Origin of the sequence: Streptomyces sp. NPDC001941 (assembly GCF_040296945.1) — a bacterium.
GTDB lineage: Bacteria > Actinomycetota > Actinomycetes > Streptomycetales > Streptomycetaceae > Streptomyces.
The window spans coordinates 63,930-82,254 of the sequence record NZ_JBEOYE010000031.1 but is presented as its reverse complement, the minus strand read 5'-3'; the positions used below and the strand labels follow the sequence as shown (position 1 = coordinate 82,254).

The following is an 18,325-nucleotide window of genomic DNA, read 5'->3' as shown; positions in this document are numbered from 1 at the left end:
GGACGGGGCGGGCCCGGGTGGCCGCGTGCCCGGCTCCGGTGGCGGGGCCCGGCGCCGCGTCCGACGATGCCGCCATGAGCGAAATGCCCCCGCCCCCGCATCCGGACCAGGCTCCTCCCCCGCCGTCCCCCGGCCCTCGGGCCACCGGGCACCAGGGCTGGTCGCGTCCCGACGACGGCGCGGAGCGCCCGCCGCAGGGCCCCCTCGGCGTCCTCGCGAAGAGCGCCTGGCAGGCGGTGCTCGCGGCCGGGGTCGCCGCGCTGCTCCTGGGCGTGCTGGTGCTCGCCTGGCCGGGCGCGTCCCTGCTCGCCGCGGGCGTGCTCTTCGGTCTGTACCTGCTCTTCAGCGGAGTGCTCCAGCTGGTGGCCGCGTTCGGCACGCACGTGTCGACGGCGATGCGCGTGATGGCGTTCATCAGCGGCGCGCTGTCGATCCTGCTCGGCCTGTTCTGCTTCCGCGGCGCCATGCAGTCGATCCTGCTGCTCGCCCTGTGGATCGGCATCGGCTGGCTGTTCCGCGGGATCACCCAGACCATCGCGGCGGCCTCGGACCCGGGGATGCCCGCGCGCGGCTGGCAGGTGCTCCTCGGCGTGCTCAGCGCGCTGGCCGGAATCGTGCTGATCACCTCGCCGTTCGAGTCGGCCACGGTGCTCACGCTGGTCGGCGGCTGCTGGCTGGTGGCGCTGGGCGTGGTGGAGGTCATCACCGCGTTCCGGGTGCGCGCCCGGGCCAAGGACCTGCCGCCGGGGGTCTGAGGAACCGGCGGCCCGACCCCGACCGCCCCGACCCCGGCCGCCCGCCCGCCAGTTGGCCCCGTGCGGGTGGCGGCGGGCCGGGTGGACCGGGGCGCCGGATGGCCGGAAAGGGCCCCCGCCCCGCGCCCGTACACGCGTGCGCTACATTTTGCCTCTCCTTGACCGCGATCATTCACGATCACCAGCAGACACGGAGCGGGCATCCCCATGAGCGACATCGTCAACGGCCTCGGCCGGGCCACCGCGTACGGCGCTCTCGGCGTGGTGCTGCTCCTCCTCGGCTTCTTCCTGGTGGACCTGCTCACCCCGGGCAAGCTGGGCCGCCAGATCTGGCAGGAGCGCAACCGCAACGCCTCGGTGCTCCTCAGTTCGGCGCTGCTCGGCATCGGCGGCATCGTGTTCACCTCCATCTGGACGACGTACGACGACTTCGGCAAGGGCCTCGCCTCCACGGCCGCGTTCGGCGTGCTCGGCCTGGTCCTGATGGCCCTCGCCTTCCTGGTGATCGACCTGGTCACCCCGGGGAAGCTGGGCGCCACGCTGGTGGAGCAGGAGCCGCACCCGGCGGTGTGGGTGAGCGCGTCCTGCAACCTCGCGGTGGCGGCGATCGTCTCGGCGTCGATCGCCTGACCCCCCTCATCCGGCCCGTTCCCCAGCCGACCTCCTAGCGGACCTCGACGAACCGCCGACCGCGCGGCCCCCGGTACACGAGCGCGTCCCAGCCCAGTTCCACCAGGATCCGGGCGCACTCCCCGAGCGCCCTCTCCTCGTCCTGGGCCGCGCCGCCGCCCCGCGGCCCGGTCCACTCCACCCGGACGCCCGCCCCACCCTCCTCCGCCGCCACCCGGTAGCCGACGGCGGTCCGCTCCCCGGCCGCGTCCACGGCGGAGGCGGCCACCCCGGCGGCCTCCAGGGCCAGCGCCACGGCGCGCACCGGCCGGGCCCGCTCCCACGCGGCGGGCACCGACTCGGGCCGTGCCGCACCGGAGTTGGTGAGGCGGCGTATCTGGAGCAGTCCGGCGAAGGCGACCCGCACCTCGGCGGCACGCCGCTCCCCCGACTCCACCGGCCCGTCCCCCGTGGCCGCTTCGAACGCCATGCCGCACCTCCTCCCGGTCCGGCCGCAACGGATCCGCGCCACACGGACCCACGCCCGACCGGCCTGCGCCCGACGGACCTGCGACGACGGATCCAGACTAGACAGCCCCACTGACAACGGGGCGCACACTGGAGGCACCCGGGCCCACGACCGGCCCCGGCCCGAGCACCAGCACCAGCACCAACCCGCGAGAAGGAAGCCACATGAACGACACCGCCCCCGTCCTCGCGACCACCGAGGGGCGGGCGGGCCGCCTGGTCCTCAACCGCCCGCGCGCCCTCAACGCCCTGGACCACACCATGGTCCGGCTCATCGCCGAAGCCCTGGACGTCTGGGAGCACGACCCGGCGGTGGAGACCGTGGTGATCACGGGCGCGGGCGAGCGGGGCCTGTGCGCGGGCGGGGACATCCGGGGCATCCACGACGACGTGAAGGCGGGCGGCGGTGCGGCCTCGGCGGCGTTCTGGTTCGACGAGTACCGGCTCAACGCCCGTATCGCGCGCTACCCCAAGCCGTACGTGGCGGTGATGGACGGCATCGTGATGGGCGGCGGCGTCGGGGTGTCGGCGCACGGTTCGGTGCGCGTGGTCACCGAGCGCTCCCGGGTCGCCATGCCGGAGACGGGCATCGGCTTCGTCCCGGACGTCGGCGGCACGTACCTGCTCTCCCGCGGCCCCGGCCACCTGGGCACCCACCTGGCGCTGACCGGCCTCGCGGTGGGAGCGGGCGACGCGCTGGCGGCGGGCCTGGCCGACCACTTCGTACCCTCGGACCGCCTCCCGGCCCTGCTCGCGGACCTGGCGGACGCCCCGGCGGCACAGGCGCTCGCCAGCCACGCCCGCCCCGCTCCCCCGTCCGAACTGGCCGCCCAGCGGGCCTGGTTGGACACCTGTTACACGGCCGGCACGGTCGAGGAGGTCGTCGCCCGCCTGACGGACAGCGGCGTCCCGGAGGCGAAGGAGGCGGCGGACACGCTCCTCACCCGCTCCCCCACCTCCCTGAAGGTCACCCTCGCCGCCCTCCGCCGCGCCGCCCGCCTGACCACCCTCGAAGAGGTACTGGTCCAGGAGTACCGGGTGTCGTGCGCGGCGCTGTCCTCACCGGACCTGGTGGAGGGCGTGCGCGCCCAGATCATCGACAAGGACCGCACCCCGCGCTGGTCCCCGTCGACGCTCTCCGGGGTCACCGAGGCCGAGGTGGCCCGCCACTTCGCACCGCCCGCCGACGGGGAGCTGACCTTCCCGGGCTAGCCTTCCCCGGCTGACCTTCCCGCGCCGACCGTCCCGCGGGCTCGCGCCAACGCCCGGACAGGGTGCGCCAACGCCCGAGGGGCCGCACCGGATTCCTCCGGTGCAGCCCCTCGGTCTGCGACTGTCTCCAGTCGGGACGACAGGATTTGAACCTGCGACCCCTTGACCCCCAGATCGAGGAGTCAGAGGAAAAATCACGACATACAGAATAATTTGAGGGCGCACAGCGTGCACATCCATACATGCTGTGCGCCCATCTACGTAGGCGCTGGTCCCCAACTGGTCCCCAAGGGGCACCACATGCCCCTCAAGTCCACCAGCCGTCGCAGACGGCCACCGGGGGGAATGCGGCTCAGGAAGCGACGTGGCGCTTCCGTTCGGCTCGGCGTCGCAGGTCGCGAATGACCTCATACCAACGCCAGGAGCCGTCCCAGTCGCAACCCTCGTGCCCGCCGGGCTCCCAAGCCGCAAGCTCCTCCAGCTGCTTGATCAGGGCATCCGGATCGACAGGTACACGGTGTGTACGCTCGTCGTCGAGCTGCCCTGCGATGTCGTGCAGTCGGTGAGCAGCGCGGTAGTAGGACAGCTGGGTGTCGGTCAGCCGGCGTATGGCGTAGCCGCCGCACTTGCTGCACCAGTCCCAGTCGTCACGGGCCAGCAGGTCGGCCACGGTGAGGAGGTCATCGCTCGCCGCGAGGCCTCGATCCCGTGTATGCCTGCAGAGGGGTGAGTGACCCTTGCCTTCGAACTTGGGATCCGCGTTCGCGGCGTAGATCTGCGCCTGCCCCAGGATGCCCAGGGGAAGGCTACTGCCGCTACGCCAGCGGTCGGCGCTGGGTGGCCGGAACGGCGTGAGGTCCAAGGGGGCAGGCGCGAGCAGACCCTCCCACACCGCGACGGGCAGCGTACTGGAGCGGCCAGTGTCGAGGGTCCGCAAGTCGGGAACACCACGCGCCATGGCGAGCAGGCGCAGATTATGTTCCTTGTCACGCTCCCGATACGTCCGGCGGGCAACATCCCGAGCCCCGGCCGCAAGGCCCAGGTCGGCACCGAAGTGACCATCCTGCCGTGCACCGCCGTGGCCCGAGGACAGGTCATCGTCAGCCTCTGGCGCGGGGAGGACCTCCTTGGTCCACGGACTGATCACGCTCTCGGGGAGGTCCAAGGCGCCGGCGACGATGACGCCGAGCCAGCCCTTGGCGAGTCGCCTCTCAATGACCTCGAGAGGGAGAACCTCCGCTCCCCCGCTCGTCGAGAAGACGATGTAGACCTGGTCGGCAGCGTACGAGAAGTTCCGCAGCGCACGGAGGTGAGCCGGGGTAACGGGCTGGCGGTCGAACACAGGGGTGTCGTCGAAGACCCCGGGCCGGACGGAGTCCTGCTGTCCTTGGGGGCCCGCCTCAGTAGCCACGGCTTCGGAACCGCCCGGCTCGCACGTGAGGCTGCTCGAGGGGGCAAGGAGTCTGTCGGCGACGAGGGCCGGGACTCTCAGCGTCAGGGTGCGCCGACTCCAGTCGGCGGTCACTGTCCACGTCACCATCACGCCGAGGGTCCACCGATCCAGGCTGTCCAGGGCATCTGGTGCACCGCCGCGTGAAGGCTCCTCCGCATCTTCCGGCAAGCGCGCCGTGACCCACACGGTTGGTGTCGAATCCGTCGCCGCAGCGGCGGCGCAGGCTTTGTCCTCCCAGGACTGGATCAGGCGGGCGGCTCCTTCCAGAGCTTCCGCGTGGCCCTTCTTGTTGGGCCTGATGCCGTGCACGAGGTCATAGCGGCTGATCGACCGCGATTCCGGCCCTTCCCAGCCCCGCTCCGCCGAGTACTGCCAGCTGCGCCACAGCGCGTTCAGGCCTGTGGAGATCCGGCTGCTGTTGCCGAGCACGGCGAAGGCAGGATCATCGGTCGGCAGCGAGGGCTTCTCCAGCGTCGCCGCCGCAGCGGCAATGACGAGACCCGACGGCTCCACGAAGAGGGCCGCCTCTGCACGCAGAACCTCGAGGTAGCTCTCCTTCGCCGACACCTGCGGCTGCGCCCAGTCGGTCAACCAAGGAAAGTGGGCGATGGGAGCCTGCGCCCGGTGAAGGCTCTGGGCTGCGTGCCGCCAGTGGGACAAGACCTGCTCCTGCAGCTCTTCGGCCTCCCTGCGCGCTTCCCACCGCCCGTCGTCCTCCTCATCCTCGTCCGGAGCACCCCTTTTCGAGTGCAGGAGCTCGGCTGCAGCCCGCACCTCGTCCTGGGACCAGTACACGTCCTCGTCCGGCTCCGCATAGGCCTGCAGCTGGTGGAGCAGTCCCGCGCCGCCGAGCGCGTGCATGAAGATGCCCAGTCCGGATGACGGCCGGACTCTCGGGCCCCACTCCGCGCAACCGGAGCAGAGCCTCTCCACCACGTCCGCGTTCAACGGGACCTCGGCCGTCGTCACGTTGGCTGTGCGGAGCTGGCCGCATTCCCTACGAAAATGCAGTCTGGCGTTCTTGGCCTTCGCCGAGTAGACGGTGATCTTTGTGCCCTCGAACGGCCCGAGTGGTACGTCGGCTGTCAGCATGCTGTCGCGCACGGACTCCCCCTTCTCCTGCCTTGGGAGCTTAGGGCCGAGCAGTGACACTCGCTGCCAGACGAAGCACACTCCACCCCTTCCAGTAGGCGAGTCCACGAGTGCACTGGAGGCCGGCGTCTTGGACTGCGCGGCAACTCCCCCAGGCATCGAAGGGCTCTGCTGCCGGCCCTCCCGGCTACTCCACCGGATCGGGCCCAGAGTGGACACGAGGGGCGCGGGCCCTCCAGCAGGGACCGCGCCCCATTTGGCGGTACCCCGGCCACGGCTCATGTGGCCAGTGACCGCGGCTGTCGGCGGATGGCTCTCAGCTCGTCGCACGGCGGCCTGTCGGTCCTCTGCTGATCCGCTCGGTGCGGTCACGTCTTGTAGGCCGTCAGGTCGGCGCCCCCCATGGGGGCACGGGCACTGGTCCCCAACCGGTTCAGGCACCGGTACCACGCCACGCCACGAATGCCGGCCATGTCCCTTGGAGTGGTGTAGCAGCGATCTCGGTATAGCCCCTGGTCATAGGGCGGCCATCGCGCAACTCTGCGAGTAGTGACGCTCGTTGAGAGGTGGCGCGATGGCCTTGTCCCAGCATGACTTACTCCGGCTGCTGGAGTCACTGCGTACGGCGGACGGAATCGAGTTGGTCCGGGTCCTGGCCCAGCGGATCCTGCAGGAACTGATCGAGGCCGAGGCGACCGCCCGCATCGGCGCTGAGCCCGGTGAGCACACCGAGACCCGCATGACCTGGCGCAACGGGCACCGCGAGAAGGTTCTGACCACGCAGGCGGGGGACTTGGACCTGGCGATCCCCAAGGTCCGCACCGGGTCGTTCTTCCCCTCGCTGCTGGAGCGCCGGCGCCGTATCGATCAGGCGCTCTACGCCGTGATCATGGAGGCATACGTGCACGGCGTGTCCACCCGCAGCGTCGATGACCTGGTCAAGGCCCTTGGCGGGGACACCGGGATCTCCAAGTCCGAGGTCTCCCGCATCTGCCAGGACCTTGACAGCGAACTGAGCGTGTTCCGCACCCGGCCCCTGGACCACATCCGATTCCCCTACATCTACCTGGACGCGACGTACTGCAAGGCCCGCGTCCAGCACCAGATCGTCTCCCAGGCCGTAGTCATCGCCACAGGCATCACCGAGGATGGCGGCCGCGAAGTCCTCGGACTCATGGTCGGCGACAGCGAGACCGAAGTGTTCTGGACCGACTTCCTGCGCTCACTACGCGGACGCGGCCTGAGCGGAGTCCGCCTGGTCATCGCCGACCACCACGCGGGCCTGGTCAAAGCTGTCCGCAAGGTCATGCTCGGCGCCGGCTACCAGCGATGCCGCGTTCACTTCCTGCGCAATACGTTCGCGGTGATCCCCAAAGACTCCGCAGAGCTGGTCGCCGCGACGATCCGTACCATCTTCGCCCAGCCCACCGCAGACCTGGTCCGCACCCAGCTGGACGCAGTCGCGGACATGCTCGCCCGGCAATTCCCCAAGGTCAGCGAGATGCTGCTGGAAGCGAAGGAGGACCTGACCGCTTTCGCGGACTTCCCGGAACGACACTGGGAGAAGATCCAGTCGACCAACCCGCTGGAACGGCTGAACCGCGAGATCAAGCGTCGCACCGACGTCGTCCAGATCTTCCCCAACCCCGACGCCCTCGAACGACTGACCACCGCGGTCCTCGTCGAGATGCACGACGAGTGGATCGCCTTCCCACGCCGCTATCCCCCCGAAGGCAGCATGGACAAGATCTATCCCCAGGACACCGAAACCCCGGCTACACCACTCCAAGGGACATGACCCGGCGTCCTGACCGTCGACTCTCCGAGGCTGAGATTGCGCACGCGCCCGAGTGGGACCCCAGGATGTCCGCCTGACGATGTGGACGTGTCAGCGCCACCCTAGGGCGAGGCCTCACTCGGGTCGATTCGTCGCGGGAGCCCAGTAGTTCGCCAGCATTGCCGCCGACCAGGCCGGAGTGGTGACCGGGCCGCGGGGGCCCATCTCCTCGAAGTAGGGGGCCAGGTCGTAGATCGGAGTCCCAGCCACGGCGTCGAGGTCGGTGACGTGAAGGTCCCGGCCTTCCACCTTGAGCAGGCGGGGGAAGGACGTCGCCATGCGGTTGGGACGTCGGTGGTTTCGGTGCACGAAGGTACCGGTGGGTTCCCACGTCGGGTCGTTGCGAGGGCTACGGGCTCCGATGTGCAGGTCGGCGTCAGAACCCAGGTGGAAGCGCCAGGTCACGATCAGGTGGGAGAACTCGCCGAGTCCGCGCAGGGTGTCCAGCGGGAAGTCCGGGCGTATGCGGATGATCGATTCGACTCCACCCTGGTAGTCGTCGGCAGGCGTCTGGTGGCCACCGACGACATGGGCGATGGCCTCGATCGTGATCGGGTCGTGCACGCATTCCTCCCCTGGGACTACCGGACCGGCTGGGCTATTGGCTCGGCTCGGACCGGTGGTGTGACGGCTCGGTCAGCGTACCCGGCTGATCACGGTGCGGGCGCGGTCGTCCAGGCGGGCCAGCACGGTGCCGCCTCGGCCTCTGTATGGGGACAAGGCACGGCGCATCTGGACGACGGTGTCCAGTGCGCGTCCGGACTGGACTCCCTGCATGGCGTCGAGGGCCTGCGTCCAGGTCGCGCACGCCACGTCGAGTGCGCCCCTCTGTATCTGGACCGCGCCCAGGAGGCCCAGGGTGACGGCGTGGGTGCGGGCGAAGGCGGTGGTCCGGCGGGTACGGACGCTGCGCAGGAACTCCCGCTCGGCGCCCTGGAGATCGCCGAGGGCTTGCATGGTGCGGGCTGTCTCGTGGGCGAGGGACGCCTCAGAGAAGAAGAAGACCCTTGCGGGCTCGTCGTCACCGGCTTGGGCGCTGCGCAGGTCATCCTCGGCTCGCAGCAGGGCCGCGATGGCCTCCTGCTTGTGGCCAGCGGCTGCCAGGGTGCGAGCGTGGACGACGCCGAGAAGGGAGCGTTCGCGGGAGCTGGCGTTGGTGTAGCGGCGCTGGGAGACGGAGTTCTCGGCCAGCTGGAGGGCCTGCGTGGGGTGGCCGAGGTCGAGGGTTTGGTGGGCCTGTGCGCGGAGGATGTGTCCTGCCAGCGGCGCGTCGTCGGCCTCGGCGGACAACTGCAGGGCCAGGCTGAGCCACTTTTGGGCCAGCACGTGCTCGGAGGCGTCGAACGCTGTCCAGCCTGCCAGGTAGGCCAGCTCGCCGGCGGCCGTGAACATGTCCTGCCGGATGCGCTCGTCAGGGAACCGGCTGCCGAGGTAGGCGGCCACGTCCGTGCGGAGGTAGGCCACCAGCGCGGACCGTCCGTCTCCTCCCCCACGCCGCTGCTCGCGCTGCGACAGCAGCTGGGTCATCTCCCGTACGGCGGCCACGTCGTCCGGCCCGACCGTCCGGCCAGCCGGAGATCGCCGTGTACGGGCGGCGGTCAGGGAGTCCTCCCACCACCCGGTGGACGGCAGGCTCACTCCAGCGAGCGAGAAGGCGGCACGTTTGAGGGCCAGGCGGCGCTCCAGGTCCAAGTCGGTCCCCCCGAGATCCACGAGCTGTGCGATGGTGTCGCCGCCTCGAGGACGCATCGAACCCGCCTGTTCGTCGGGGTCGTTGAGCCCGATATCGGCAGGCGTGATGATGCGGTTCAGCCCCTTGCCGAGCAGTCCTCGCGACAGCGTCTCGCACAAGATACGGGTCGCCGTCGGCCCCGGATGCGCGCCGCGAATCCACTGGTTGACGTGGGAGCGCGTGATGGACTGCAGTTCCGTGGCTCCGACCTCGGAGGCGACGCGCACAACGTGCGCGGCTGCCGCGACCTGCGACCAGCCGATTTCCTGGAGTACGCCTTCCAGTCGCGTGTTCCGTTCGCGCGGCACGCAGCGCTCCTGTCCACGAAACGATCTTTACCCGCGTTACCCGTCCCCGACCGCGCTTCGGGATACCCACGCGGGGTGAAACGCGGTTCGCTGAGCGTAACGGTAGCCCCAAGGGCCACTCCCACGGCCGTAGTTCGGCCATCGGATGCACCGGCATACGACTCCCTGGCGGGGTCTACACGTCCGCGGAATGGAACGAGGTGAGGTGACCATGTCCCATCGGATCACGCGAAGTGACCTGCTTCGGGCTCTGGACTCTCCCGCCGCCGTCTCGGCGTGCGTGGCCCTGCCCAGCCGTCTGGAATCCGTCAGGCAGACCCGCCGCTTCGTCTCGGACCAACTGGGCAGGTGGGGCTGCGAGTCCCTCACCGACTCCACGGTGAGGATCTGCAGCGAGCTGGCGGCCAACGCTGTCACCCATGCCGAGCCGGACGCGGCGGGACGGGGCGAGATCCTGGTATCCCTGACGTTCGTTGCTGGCGAGGCGCTGATCGCCCAGGTCGCGGACTCCGATCCGAGCCCGCCCGTCCCGAAGATCACCCGGCCCCAGGGCCTCGCGGAGAGCGGGCGCGGTCTGTCCATCGTCACCAAGCTCTGCGACTACTGGAGCGCCTTTCCCAGGTCCGATGGTCAAGGCAAGACCGTCAGCGCCTACCTGCGCGATCATCAGCAGGCCCTTGCTCCCGGGGCGGCGGCACCCGACCGCGCCCTGCCGCCGCCGGCCGGGCAGGACCGTGTGCCTTCTGAGGATGCTGCTGGACTCGTGACGGCGGCGGAACCCCGCGGTACCGAGCTGCCACAGCTGGACTTCTCCAAGCCGGCGGTGGCACGGGTGTGTGACTACGCCACCGGCGGAACGGACAACTATCCGGCAGACCGGGCTCTGGGACGTCAGCTGCTCGCGGTTGCGCCGTGGCTTGACCGGGCAACTGCCGCTGCCCGTGCCCACGGACAGCACGTCGTCCGGCATCTCGCTTCGCAGGGGCTCGTGCAGTTCCTCGACCTCGGCTGCGGGCTGCCCCGTCGCCGCGGCCGCAACGTCCACGATGCGGCGCAGGAAGTCCAGCGCGAGGCCAGTGTCGTCTACGTGGACAGCGACCCGATGGTGCAGGCCCGCGTCCGGACCGTGTTCGAAGAGACGCCCCAGGAGATGGGCCTGCACGCCGACATCACCCTCACCGAGGCCATGCTCGCCCAGCCGGCCATCGCACGCCTCGACCGGCGCAGGCCGGTGGCGGTCCTGCTGCACGAGGTCCTGCCGTGGATCGATGACGACAAGGCCAGGCACCTGCTGGACACGCTGCGGTCCTGGGTCCCCAACGGCAGCGTCCTGTCCGTCGTCCACGCGGCAGCCGACAGCCACCCCGAGTCGACCCCCGACCTCGTCGCGCTGTACCACGAGGCGGGCATCCTCTACCGGCCGCGAACCCTGGAACAGCTGCTCGCCCTCACCGCCGACTGGGACGTGGACGGTCCGGGCATCGCGGCCGTCCCCCTCGAAGGGCTCCGCGCCGTCGGCGGCCGCGAGCCGCTGTACGGCTCGTACGCGTTCACCGCCTGCGCGTCCGAGTCGGCGGGCAGGCGGCTCGGCCCGGACGCTCTGGCGCACATGCCGGTAGCCGCCGGCGGCGCGTACCGGGAGGCAAGCCGGTGACCGCTCCATACAGCGTGCGGGCCCTCGACCGCACTGACTACCCCCAAGCGGGCAGCCCGCTGTCCCGGCGCTGGGCCGGGGAGGCCGAGTGCGGGCGGCCGGTCGACCAGGAACGCGATATCGCCCTGATCCGGCCGCTGCGGGCCGGTGACCACAGCGACGATCTCCACGGTCTGTTCGAGGCCGGGAGCCTCGTCGCGATGTGGGAGCTGGACGCCAGCGGTCCGGGCCCTGGCTGGAACTCGTCCGAGTGCGCCGAGGGCAGCGTCGGCCTGCTGCTGCTCTACACCGACCCCGTTCACCGGCACGCAGGCCGCCTGGTCTCGCTCTGGCTCGCCGATCAGCTCGCACGCCGCCCGCGCCCGCCGCAATGGCTGCGCTGCAACGTGATCGACGGCTGGCTCGCGGACCACATCGCCCGCGCGTGGGGCTGGGAGAGGGTCCGCTACGACCACGGCCGTCACCTTCTCCAGCTTCCTTGCGACGTGAAACCGGCGCTGAGCGCGCTGATCACGGATCCCGTCTCTGAGCGGGCGTCCAGCTCTCCCTCCCTGGCCGCGCCCGCAGGGAGCGAACGCCCGTGACGTACAACGACTTCGGCGACGACCCCTACTGGACCGGGCTCGAGGACTACGAGCCGGAACCCGTGCACGACCGCGTGGCCGCCCGCACCGTGCGCGGTGCGCCGCCCGGAGAGGTCCGGGACGCGTTCCCCCGGGAGATCCGGGTCGGCGACTGGTTGGTCCTCGATGGCACGGCCTACGAGATCACCAACATGTTCTCGCCCGGCTTCGACAGGTCCGTCAAGCGAGTCATCCTTCGCGGCCGCCCTGACCTGGTGGTCAAGACGCGCCAGGAGATCGTGCGCCCGTACGAGGTCTCGCACCGCGCCCCGCGCCGCCCCTGGTAGCCGACGGTCTTCCCGCACGGCATCGACAACTGACATCCAATTCCCTGTCCGAGGAGTTTCCGTGGGTCCGTCACTTCCGATTCCCACGCCGCAGTCCTGCTTACCCTCTCCGCCGTCATGGCCGAGGAGGGGCATTCCAGGCGGCGTCCTTCGGACCCCGCCCGAGGCGGAGCCGAAGACCTGGCGTCTGCTACGTGCCCTCGCTGCCTCCCGGCTCGAAGACATCACCAGCGAAGACAGCGGCCTCTGGGACGCCCTCAATCGTGTCCTCGACGATGCGGTGGACTTGGGCGAGGTCCGCCCGCTGACCGCCAGCCTGGCTGTGGACCTTCGCTCGCTAACGGACCGGGCCTCCCGTCACGTCGAGACCGGTCTCACCGAGGAGACGCGGGCGCGGGCGTGCGGTCTCCTGCGCGAGGTCCGGGACCGGCTGCGTCGCGACACCCTGGACATTGGCCTTCTGCGCCGACTGGCCTGGATGACGGAGGAAGTCGCAGGAGAGGTCCTGGCCCCGGCTCCGTCCGCCGCTACTTCGGAGCCGGCCGCAGGGCGGGCGTCCGCGTGCTCCCCCGTCGCCTCGGGGTGGGCCGGGCAGTGGTCCAGAGGGCCTGCCCCTGCCGCGTACTCGGCGGCCTCGGCATGACCGCCGGTGTCTCCGCTGCCACGAGGCCGGAGAGCATGCGGATCCTGGACCGGGCCTGCGTCATCGTGCACCAGCACGTCACCACCATGCACCCGCCCGGTGCCCCTCTTCCGAGCACCAAGCAGCTGGCCCTGGCCTTGGGGCTGCCGGAGAAGCATGTGCACCAGGGGCTGCTGCGTCTGGACAGCCTGGGCGAGATCGCGCTGCACACCGGGAGTGTGCCGGTCCGGCTGCGCACGCGGGAACCGCACCCACGCGACCGCGGCCTGCAGGGTGCCGTCCGCGACCGGATCCGCGCTGGCCACTACCGGCCAGGGACGGCACTGCCGACCGGTCTGCTGGGCGAGGAGTTCGGGCTCCTCCCCCACCACGTCCAGCGAGCGTTGCGGTTCCTCACGATGGAAAAGTCCCTGCGCTTCGAAGAGAACGGGGCCTACGGCCCGGGCTACTACGTTCCTGCCGGGCGCCGTGGAGGCGGTCGCGTGAACGGCACGCTGCTACCTGCCGCGCAGCACCAAGGCGAGCACCGCCGCCGCGATGCGGCGCCCGCCCTAACCGATGCCTGCGCCGGCGTTCCGGTGAAAACCACCGACCACGGAGGGGGTACTGCGGTGAGGGCCGTGCAGCGCCGCAGGCTCGTGCTGCTGCAGCAGCTGGCCGCCATCCCGGTGGCAAAGCCGATCGCAGGCCGGCTTGCCGAGGCTTATCTCCGGTGCACCATCCGGCAGACGCTCTGTCGGGCCCGGCTCTGTGAAGACCGCACCGGTGTCGGGCTCTCCCCGCGCCGCTCGGCACCACCCAGAGACACGGGCTGATCCCTACCGCCGCCATCGCGGCCCACGACTTCCCTCTCCGGCGCTTCCGAAGGGGGAGGCCAGGAAGCGCGCCGTCAGGCACGTGCCCCTGGCCAGTACCACACCGAACAAACCGAATCAGCAGAAGGAGTTGCAATGGCCACCAATCCCAACCCGGGCATGACCCAGGCCCAGTCCAAGGCCACGGCCAAGGACGCGTTCCACCTGGACGTGGAGCTGGTCGAGGTCGGCGACGCAGGCGCCCTGAAGACGCTGACCGACGACGGCTGCGGATCGACCTGCGGCGCCTGCACCACCGGCGTCCACTGACCCACTCGCTCCGCCCTGACCGGTGCCGTCCCGCCCATCGCGGCGGGGCGGCAACGGTCGGTCCGTTCCTTTCACCCTTCATGGAGGTTCAGGTGGCAAGCCCCGCGTTTCGGTCCGGCCGCACGGCGCTCGTGCGCGCGGTGGCGTCTCCCACTCCTCCGCTGGTGCCCTGGCCCGACCTGGCCCACCGGTCCCCCGGGGACTTCACCGGGCAGATTCCCTGGCTGCGCGCGATCCGCGACACGGATACAGGCAAGGCGTTGTGGCACGCCAGCCCGGCCTTGGGCAGTGAGGTCGATGGCCTTCTGGCCGCCGAACGTCCCCGGTCTCGCGATGTGCGGCGAGCTGCACTCTCGGTAGCCCGGTACGTGCTGCGAGCACACGGCCGCCCCACACCCTTCGGATACTTCGCCGGCGTCACCACCGCCGGTTTCGACTCCTCGGCCCGTGCCGACTGGGGACGCGAGCATCTGCCGGTGGCCCGAGCGTCCGCGGAATGGATGGCGGAGGTCATCGCCCGGCTGGAGGCCGACGTCGAGCTGCTGGAGCGGATTCCGGTAGTCGCCAACACCACCCTCATGGAACGTGGCGATCATCTCGTCGTCCCGTACAGGACGGACACCGGAGCGGCCCGCCAGCGCGCGGTCGAGGCCTCCGTCCGGATGACCGGCGCCGTGGCTGCCGTCCTCACCGCCGCGAAGGCGCCGGCCCCGGTCGCAGACGTCGTCGCGAAGGTCCTGGCCGAGTTCCCATCGGCGGGGAGGACCACCGTGAACGGGTTCGTGCGGGAGCTGATGGCGCTCGGCGTCCTGGTCAGCGCCTTGCACGCGCCGAGCACGGAGACCGATGCGCTCGGCTACCTGCTGGCCCAACTCGACACTATCGGCGCCGACGAGGTCGTCGAGGAATCGGAGATCCTCACCGCTCTGCGGGCCATCCACACTGAACTCCAGCACGCCGACGGGCACGAGGCCGCCCGTGCCCAGATGCGCGCCGTCGCCCCCCGCCTGCGTCGGGATCCGGTCGCCGTTGACATGCGACTGGCCGGGTCCGTGGTGCTGCCGGACGACGTCGCCCGGGAGGCCGAGCGCGCCGCACTGCTGCTCGCCCGCGTCAGCCCGGCGCCGTTCGGGACGGCAGCCTGGAAGGCGTTCCACATGCGGTTCTACGAGCGGTTCGGGATCGGCTCCATGGTTCCGGTGCTCGACGTGGTCGCCGACAGCGGTATCGGCTACCCCGACGGATACCGGGGTGCCGGCCCCGCGGACCTCAAACCACGGTTGACGGACCGCGACCAGGTCCTGCTGCGGCTGGCGCAGCAAGCTGCCCTCGACGGCCGCCGCGAGGTCGTCCTCGACGAGGCCACGATCGAAGCACTGACCGTGGGCAGCGAACCGGTACGGCTCCCGCCCCACCTTGAGCTCGGGTTCCGGCTCCGCGCACCCGAGTCGGGGGCACTGGACCGGGGAGGCTTCCGTCTGGAAGTGGTCAGCGTGTCCCGGGGCGCCGGGGTCGGAACGGGCCGGTTCCTCCCTGTGCTCGACTCCGGGCAGCGGCAGGCTTTGACCGACGACCTCAGTGACCTTCCGGCTTCCGACCCGGACACGATCGCCGTCCAGCTGTCCTTCCCTCCGCTGCTGCCGGAGAGCGCGCATGTCACCCGGACACCGCGCGTGCTGCCCACCGTTATCAGCCTGGCCGAGCACCGGCCTCCCGGTGAGGACGTACTGACCGTCGACGACCTGGCCGTGGGCTGCGACGGGCGCCGGATGTACCTCGCTGCCCCCGCTCGCGGGCAGCGTGTGGAGGCGGTGGGGATGCACGCCCTGAACCTGGACACCCACACCCCGCCCCTGGCCAGGTTCCTCACCGAGCTGGGCCGCGCCCAGTGCGCACAGGTCACCACGTTCGACTGGGGAGCTGCCTCCCACCTGCCCTACCTTCCGCGCCTGCGCTCCGGCCGCATCATCCTGGCGCCGGCCCGCTGGCGGCTGAACGCCGGAGAGCTGCCTGCTGCCGACCGGCCGTGGAAGGAATGGGACGCGGCGTTCGGCACCTGGCGCGACGCCCGCACGTTTCCCCTGACGGTGCACGTCGGTGAGGGCGACCGGCTCCAGCCCCTCGACCTCACCGTCCCCGCGCACAGGGCGCTGCTGCGCGAGGAACTGGACCGGGCCGGTGCGATCACGGTCGCCGAGGCCCCGGGCGCGGCCGATCTGAGGTGGTGCGGCGGCCGGGCCCACGAGATCGTCGTGCCCCTCAAGGCCAGCCGTCCACCGGCCTGGCCGCGCCTGCCCCAGCCCACGTCCGCTCGCACTGTTCGGAGGGACCTGGTCCACACCCCCGCCGTCTCGCCTGTCCTTCTGGCCAGCGTGTACGGGGACATCCGCCGACAGGACGTCCTGCTTGGGGAGCACCTGCCGGGCCTCCTGGAGCGGCTCGGCGGGCCGCCCTGGTGGTTCGTGCGATTCCGCGACCCCGACCAGCACCTTCGGCTCCGGTTCGCCCTGCCCACCCCGGAGGCCTTCGCCGCCACGGCGGGCACGGTGAGCGCATGGGCGGACGAACTCCGGCGCGCCGGGCTGGTGTCGGATCTGCGCTACGCCACCTCCTATCCGGAGATGGGCCGGTGGGGCGAGGGCCCGGCGTGGGCTGCGGCCGAGGAGGTCTTCCGAGCGGACTCCCGAGCCGTCCTCACGCAGCTCACCTGCGCGGGCCGGCCGTCCCGGCGGGCGCTGGTCGCCGCGCACAGCATGGCCATCGCCGCCGCCTACCTCGGCAGTACGGCGAAGGCGATGGCCTGGCTGATCGACCACGTCCCGCCCGCGCCCCCGGCACGGGTGGCCCGCCCGGAGTTCGCCGAGGCCGTGGCGCTCGCCAACCCTGACGACGGCTGGGCAGCCCTGCGGTCTGTCGCCGACGGCGAGACGATCCTGAACGCCTGGAGCGACCGCAGCCAGGCCCTGGCCGTGTACCGGAACCACTTTCCCGGCCGGGATACCCAGGGCATCGATGTAGACGACGTTCTGATCTCCCTGCTCCACGTCCACTTCGTCCGCGCCGTCGCCGTCGACTTCGCCGAGGAAGCCGTCTGCCTCTACCTCACGCGGGCCGCCGCCCTCGCCTGGACCGCCAGGAGTTCCCGCTGATGTCCCACCCTGCACTCGGCTTCGCCCTGGAGATCGCCGACCGGCTCGCCGACCCGGCGGCCGTTCTCGGTGCGCAGGTCGTCTCCGACTGGCGTCGGCAGTCCCTCGGCCATGGTGCTCCGGGTATCGCGTTGCTGCACATCGAACTCGCCGCTGTCGGCCTCGCGCCGTGGGACCGCGCGCACTCCTGGCTGGCCGCAGTAGCCAGACAGCCGCTGACCAGCGGAGCCGACAGCCACGCCTTCTACGGAGCGCCGGCCTTCGCCCACACCCTCGCGTGCGCGGCCGAACGCCTTCCCGGAGCATACGGATCCGCACTCGATGCCCTGGACCGGCAAGTAGGCAGCGACGCACGCCGCCGCCTGGCCGCGGCCGAACAGCGCATCGAAGCCGGAGAACTCCCGGCGCTCGCGGAGTTCGACGCGATCCGCGGTCTCACCGGATACGGCGCCTACCTCCTTCGCCGACGCCCCGACAGCGACACCGTCCGCGACATCCTCGACTACCTGGTCCAGCTCGCCCAGCCCCTCACCCACCGGGGCGAGACCGTGCCCGGATGGTGGACGGCGTCCGGGCCGTCGGGCAGCCTCGAGGACCGCTATCCGGACGGGCACGCCAACACCGGGCTCGCCCACGGCATCGGAGGCGTCCTTGCCCTCCTTGCACTCGCCGTACTCCGCGGAACGATGGTCCCAGGTCACCGGGAGGCCATCGCCAGCATCGTTCAGTGGCTGGACCGCTGGGAGGTCGACAGCGGCCGGGGACCGGCCTGGCCGTACTGGGTAACCCTGCCCGCCCTGCGCACGGGTCACTTGCCCGTGGGGCCACAGCGACCGTCCTGGTGCTACGGCACCGCGGGCCTCGCCCGCGCGCAGCAGCTCGCCTCTATCGCCCTCGGGGACCGGAGGCGACAGCTCGCCGCCGAGCACAGCCTTCTGGCCGCGCTGACCGACTCCCAGCAACTCCGCGAGACGACCGACAACGGTCTGTGCCACGGCTTCGCCGGCCTGGCCCACATCGCCGCCCGGGCAGCCTCGGAGGCCCTCACCCCCACCGCGGGTCAACTCCGGGCAGTGCTCCCCGCGCTGCTGTCCGTAGTTCACCCCCCTGGCAGCGACCCGACCGCCGCCGCAGCCGGGCTCATCCAGGCCCGGGAACCCGACCCCGGGCTCCTCGACGGCGCCGCGGGAATCGCCCTGGCCCTCCTGGCACCAGCCACCGGCACGCCGACGCAAAGCTCCTGGGACACCTGCCTGCTCATCGCCTGAACGGCGCGCACGCACCCACAACACCCCGTCGTCTACCTACTTGAAGGACAT

Annotated in this window: 15 protein-coding genes; 11 read left to right on the top strand and 4 right to left on the bottom strand. The window is 71.0% G+C overall.

Annotated features, from left to right (window positions below):
• The first annotated feature begins 74 nt into the window (after positions 1–74).
• Both ABT160_RS21715 and ABT160_RS21710 read left to right on the top strand, forming a co-directional pair.
• Positions 75–755, top strand: coding sequence for an HdeD family acid-resistance protein (locus tag ABT160_RS21715; RefSeq protein WP_351649347.1), 681 nt, complete (start codon positions 75–77; stop codon positions 753–755).
• 207 nt (positions 756–962) lie between these two features.
• Positions 963–1,385, top strand: coding sequence for a DUF350 domain-containing protein (locus ABT160_RS21710; RefSeq protein WP_351649346.1), 423 nt, complete (start codon positions 963–965; stop codon positions 1,383–1,385).
• A 34-nt stretch (positions 1,386–1,419) separates the two neighbouring features.
• On the opposite strand, the gene ABT160_RS21705 is transcribed toward ABT160_RS21710, so the two are convergent.
• Positions 1,420–1,854: a hypothetical protein gene (locus ABT160_RS21705; RefSeq protein WP_351649345.1), complete on the bottom strand. Its 435-nt coding sequence runs from the start codon at positions 1,852–1,854 to the stop codon at positions 1,420–1,422.
• A 203-nt stretch (positions 1,855–2,057) separates the two neighbouring features.
• Here ABT160_RS21705 and ABT160_RS21700 point away from each other — a divergent pair, with 203 nt between their 5' ends.
• On the top strand, positions 2,058–3,104 hold the full coding sequence (locus tag ABT160_RS21700) for an enoyl-CoA hydratase/isomerase family protein (RefSeq protein ID WP_351649344.1): 1,047 nt from the start codon (positions 2,058–2,060) through the stop codon (positions 3,102–3,104).
• Between the two features lie 352 nt (positions 3,105–3,456).
• Here ABT160_RS21700 and ABT160_RS21695 read toward each other — a convergent pair whose 3' ends face one another.
• Positions 3,457–5,661, bottom strand: coding sequence for a hypothetical protein (locus ABT160_RS21695; protein ID WP_351649343.1), 2,205 nt, complete (start codon positions 5,659–5,661; stop codon positions 3,457–3,459).
• A gap of 562 nt (positions 5,662–6,223) precedes the next feature.
• Here ABT160_RS21695 and ABT160_RS21690 point away from each other — a divergent pair.
• Positions 6,224–7,447, top strand: coding sequence for an IS256 family transposase (locus ABT160_RS21690; protein ID WP_351649341.1), 1,224 nt, complete (start codon positions 6,224–6,226; stop codon positions 7,445–7,447).
• Positions 7,448–7,561: 114 nt separating this feature from the next.
• Here ABT160_RS21690 and ABT160_RS21685 read toward each other — a convergent pair whose 3' ends face one another.
• Both ABT160_RS21685 and ABT160_RS21680 read right to left on the bottom strand, forming a co-directional pair.
• Positions 7,562–8,050, bottom strand: a complete 489-nt coding sequence (locus ABT160_RS21685; protein ID WP_351649340.1) for a TrmO family methyltransferase domain-containing protein — start codon at positions 8,048–8,050, stop codon at positions 7,562–7,564.
• Positions 8,051–8,122: 72 nt separating this feature from the next.
• On the bottom strand, positions 8,123–9,526 hold the full coding sequence (locus ABT160_RS21680) for an NsdA family TPR-like regulatory protein (RefSeq protein WP_351649339.1): 1,404 nt from the start codon (positions 9,524–9,526) through the stop codon (positions 8,123–8,125).
• A 211-nt stretch (positions 9,527–9,737) separates the two neighbouring features.
• On the opposite strand from ABT160_RS21680, the gene ABT160_RS21675 reads away from it, so the two are divergent.
• The 7 genes from ABT160_RS21675 (at position 9,738) to ABT160_RS21645 (ending at position 18,274) form a co-directional block, all read left to right on the top strand.
• On the top strand, positions 9,738–11,180 hold the full coding sequence (locus ABT160_RS21675) for an SAM-dependent methyltransferase (protein ID WP_351649337.1): 1,443 nt from the start codon (positions 9,738–9,740) through the stop codon (positions 11,178–11,180).
• Positions 11,177–11,764: a hypothetical protein gene (locus ABT160_RS21670; protein WP_351649336.1), complete on the top strand. Its 588-nt coding sequence runs from the start codon at positions 11,177–11,179 to the stop codon at positions 11,762–11,764. Before ABT160_RS21675 ends, ABT160_RS21670 begins: the two co-directional genes overlap by 4 nt.
• Positions 11,761–12,090 carry a hypothetical protein gene (locus ABT160_RS21665; protein ID WP_327386896.1) on the top strand — a complete coding sequence of 110 codons (330 nt, stop codon included), beginning with the start codon at positions 11,761–11,763 and terminating at the stop codon, positions 12,088–12,090. Before ABT160_RS21670 ends, ABT160_RS21665 begins: the two co-directional genes overlap by 4 nt.
• 678 nt (positions 12,091–12,768) lie before the next feature.
• Positions 12,769–13,548, top strand: coding sequence for a hypothetical protein (locus ABT160_RS21660; protein WP_351649335.1), 780 nt, complete (start codon positions 12,769–12,771; stop codon positions 13,546–13,548).
• Positions 13,549–13,707: 159 nt separating this feature from the next.
• Positions 13,708–13,857: an FxLD family lanthipeptide gene (locus tag ABT160_RS21655; protein ID WP_351649372.1), complete on the top strand. Its 150-nt coding sequence runs from the start codon at positions 13,708–13,710 to the stop codon at positions 13,855–13,857.
• Positions 13,858–14,072: 215 nt separating this feature from the next.
• Positions 14,073–17,006, top strand: coding sequence for a lantibiotic dehydratase (locus ABT160_RS21650; protein ID WP_351649371.1), 2,934 nt, complete (start codon positions 14,073–14,075; stop codon positions 17,004–17,006).
• On the top strand, positions 17,003–18,274 hold the full coding sequence (locus ABT160_RS21645) for a lanthionine synthetase C family protein (protein WP_351649370.1): 1,272 nt from the start codon (positions 17,003–17,005) through the stop codon (positions 18,272–18,274). Before ABT160_RS21650 ends, ABT160_RS21645 begins: the two co-directional genes overlap by 4 nt.
• The last annotated feature ends 51 nt before the right edge of the window (positions 18,275–18,325 follow it).

Coding starts and splice junctions, on each gene's coding strand:
- ABT160_RS21700 (WP_351649344.1), top strand. CDS start 2,058: ATGAACGACACCGCCCCCGTCCTCGCGACCACCGAGGGGCGGGCGGGC.
- ABT160_RS21660 (WP_351649335.1), top strand. CDS start 12,769: ATGCGGATCCTGGACCGGGCCTGCGTCATCGTGCACCAGCACGTCACC.
- ABT160_RS21710 (WP_351649346.1), top strand. CDS start 963: ATGAGCGACATCGTCAACGGCCTCGGCCGGGCCACCGCGTACGGCGCT.
- ABT160_RS21690 (WP_351649341.1), top strand. CDS start 6,224: ATGGCCTTGTCCCAGCATGACTTACTCCGGCTGCTGGAGTCACTGCGT.
- ABT160_RS21715 (WP_351649347.1), top strand. CDS start 75: ATGAGCGAAATGCCCCCGCCCCCGCATCCGGACCAGGCTCCTCCCCCG.
- ABT160_RS21705 (WP_351649345.1), bottom strand. CDS start 1,854: ATGGCGTTCGAAGCGGCCACGGGGGACGGGCCGGTGGAGTCGGGGGAG.
- ABT160_RS21655 (WP_351649372.1), top strand. CDS start 13,708: ATGACCCAGGCCCAGTCCAAGGCCACGGCCAAGGACGCGTTCCACCTG.
- ABT160_RS21675 (WP_351649337.1), top strand. CDS start 9,738: ATGTCCCATCGGATCACGCGAAGTGACCTGCTTCGGGCTCTGGACTCT.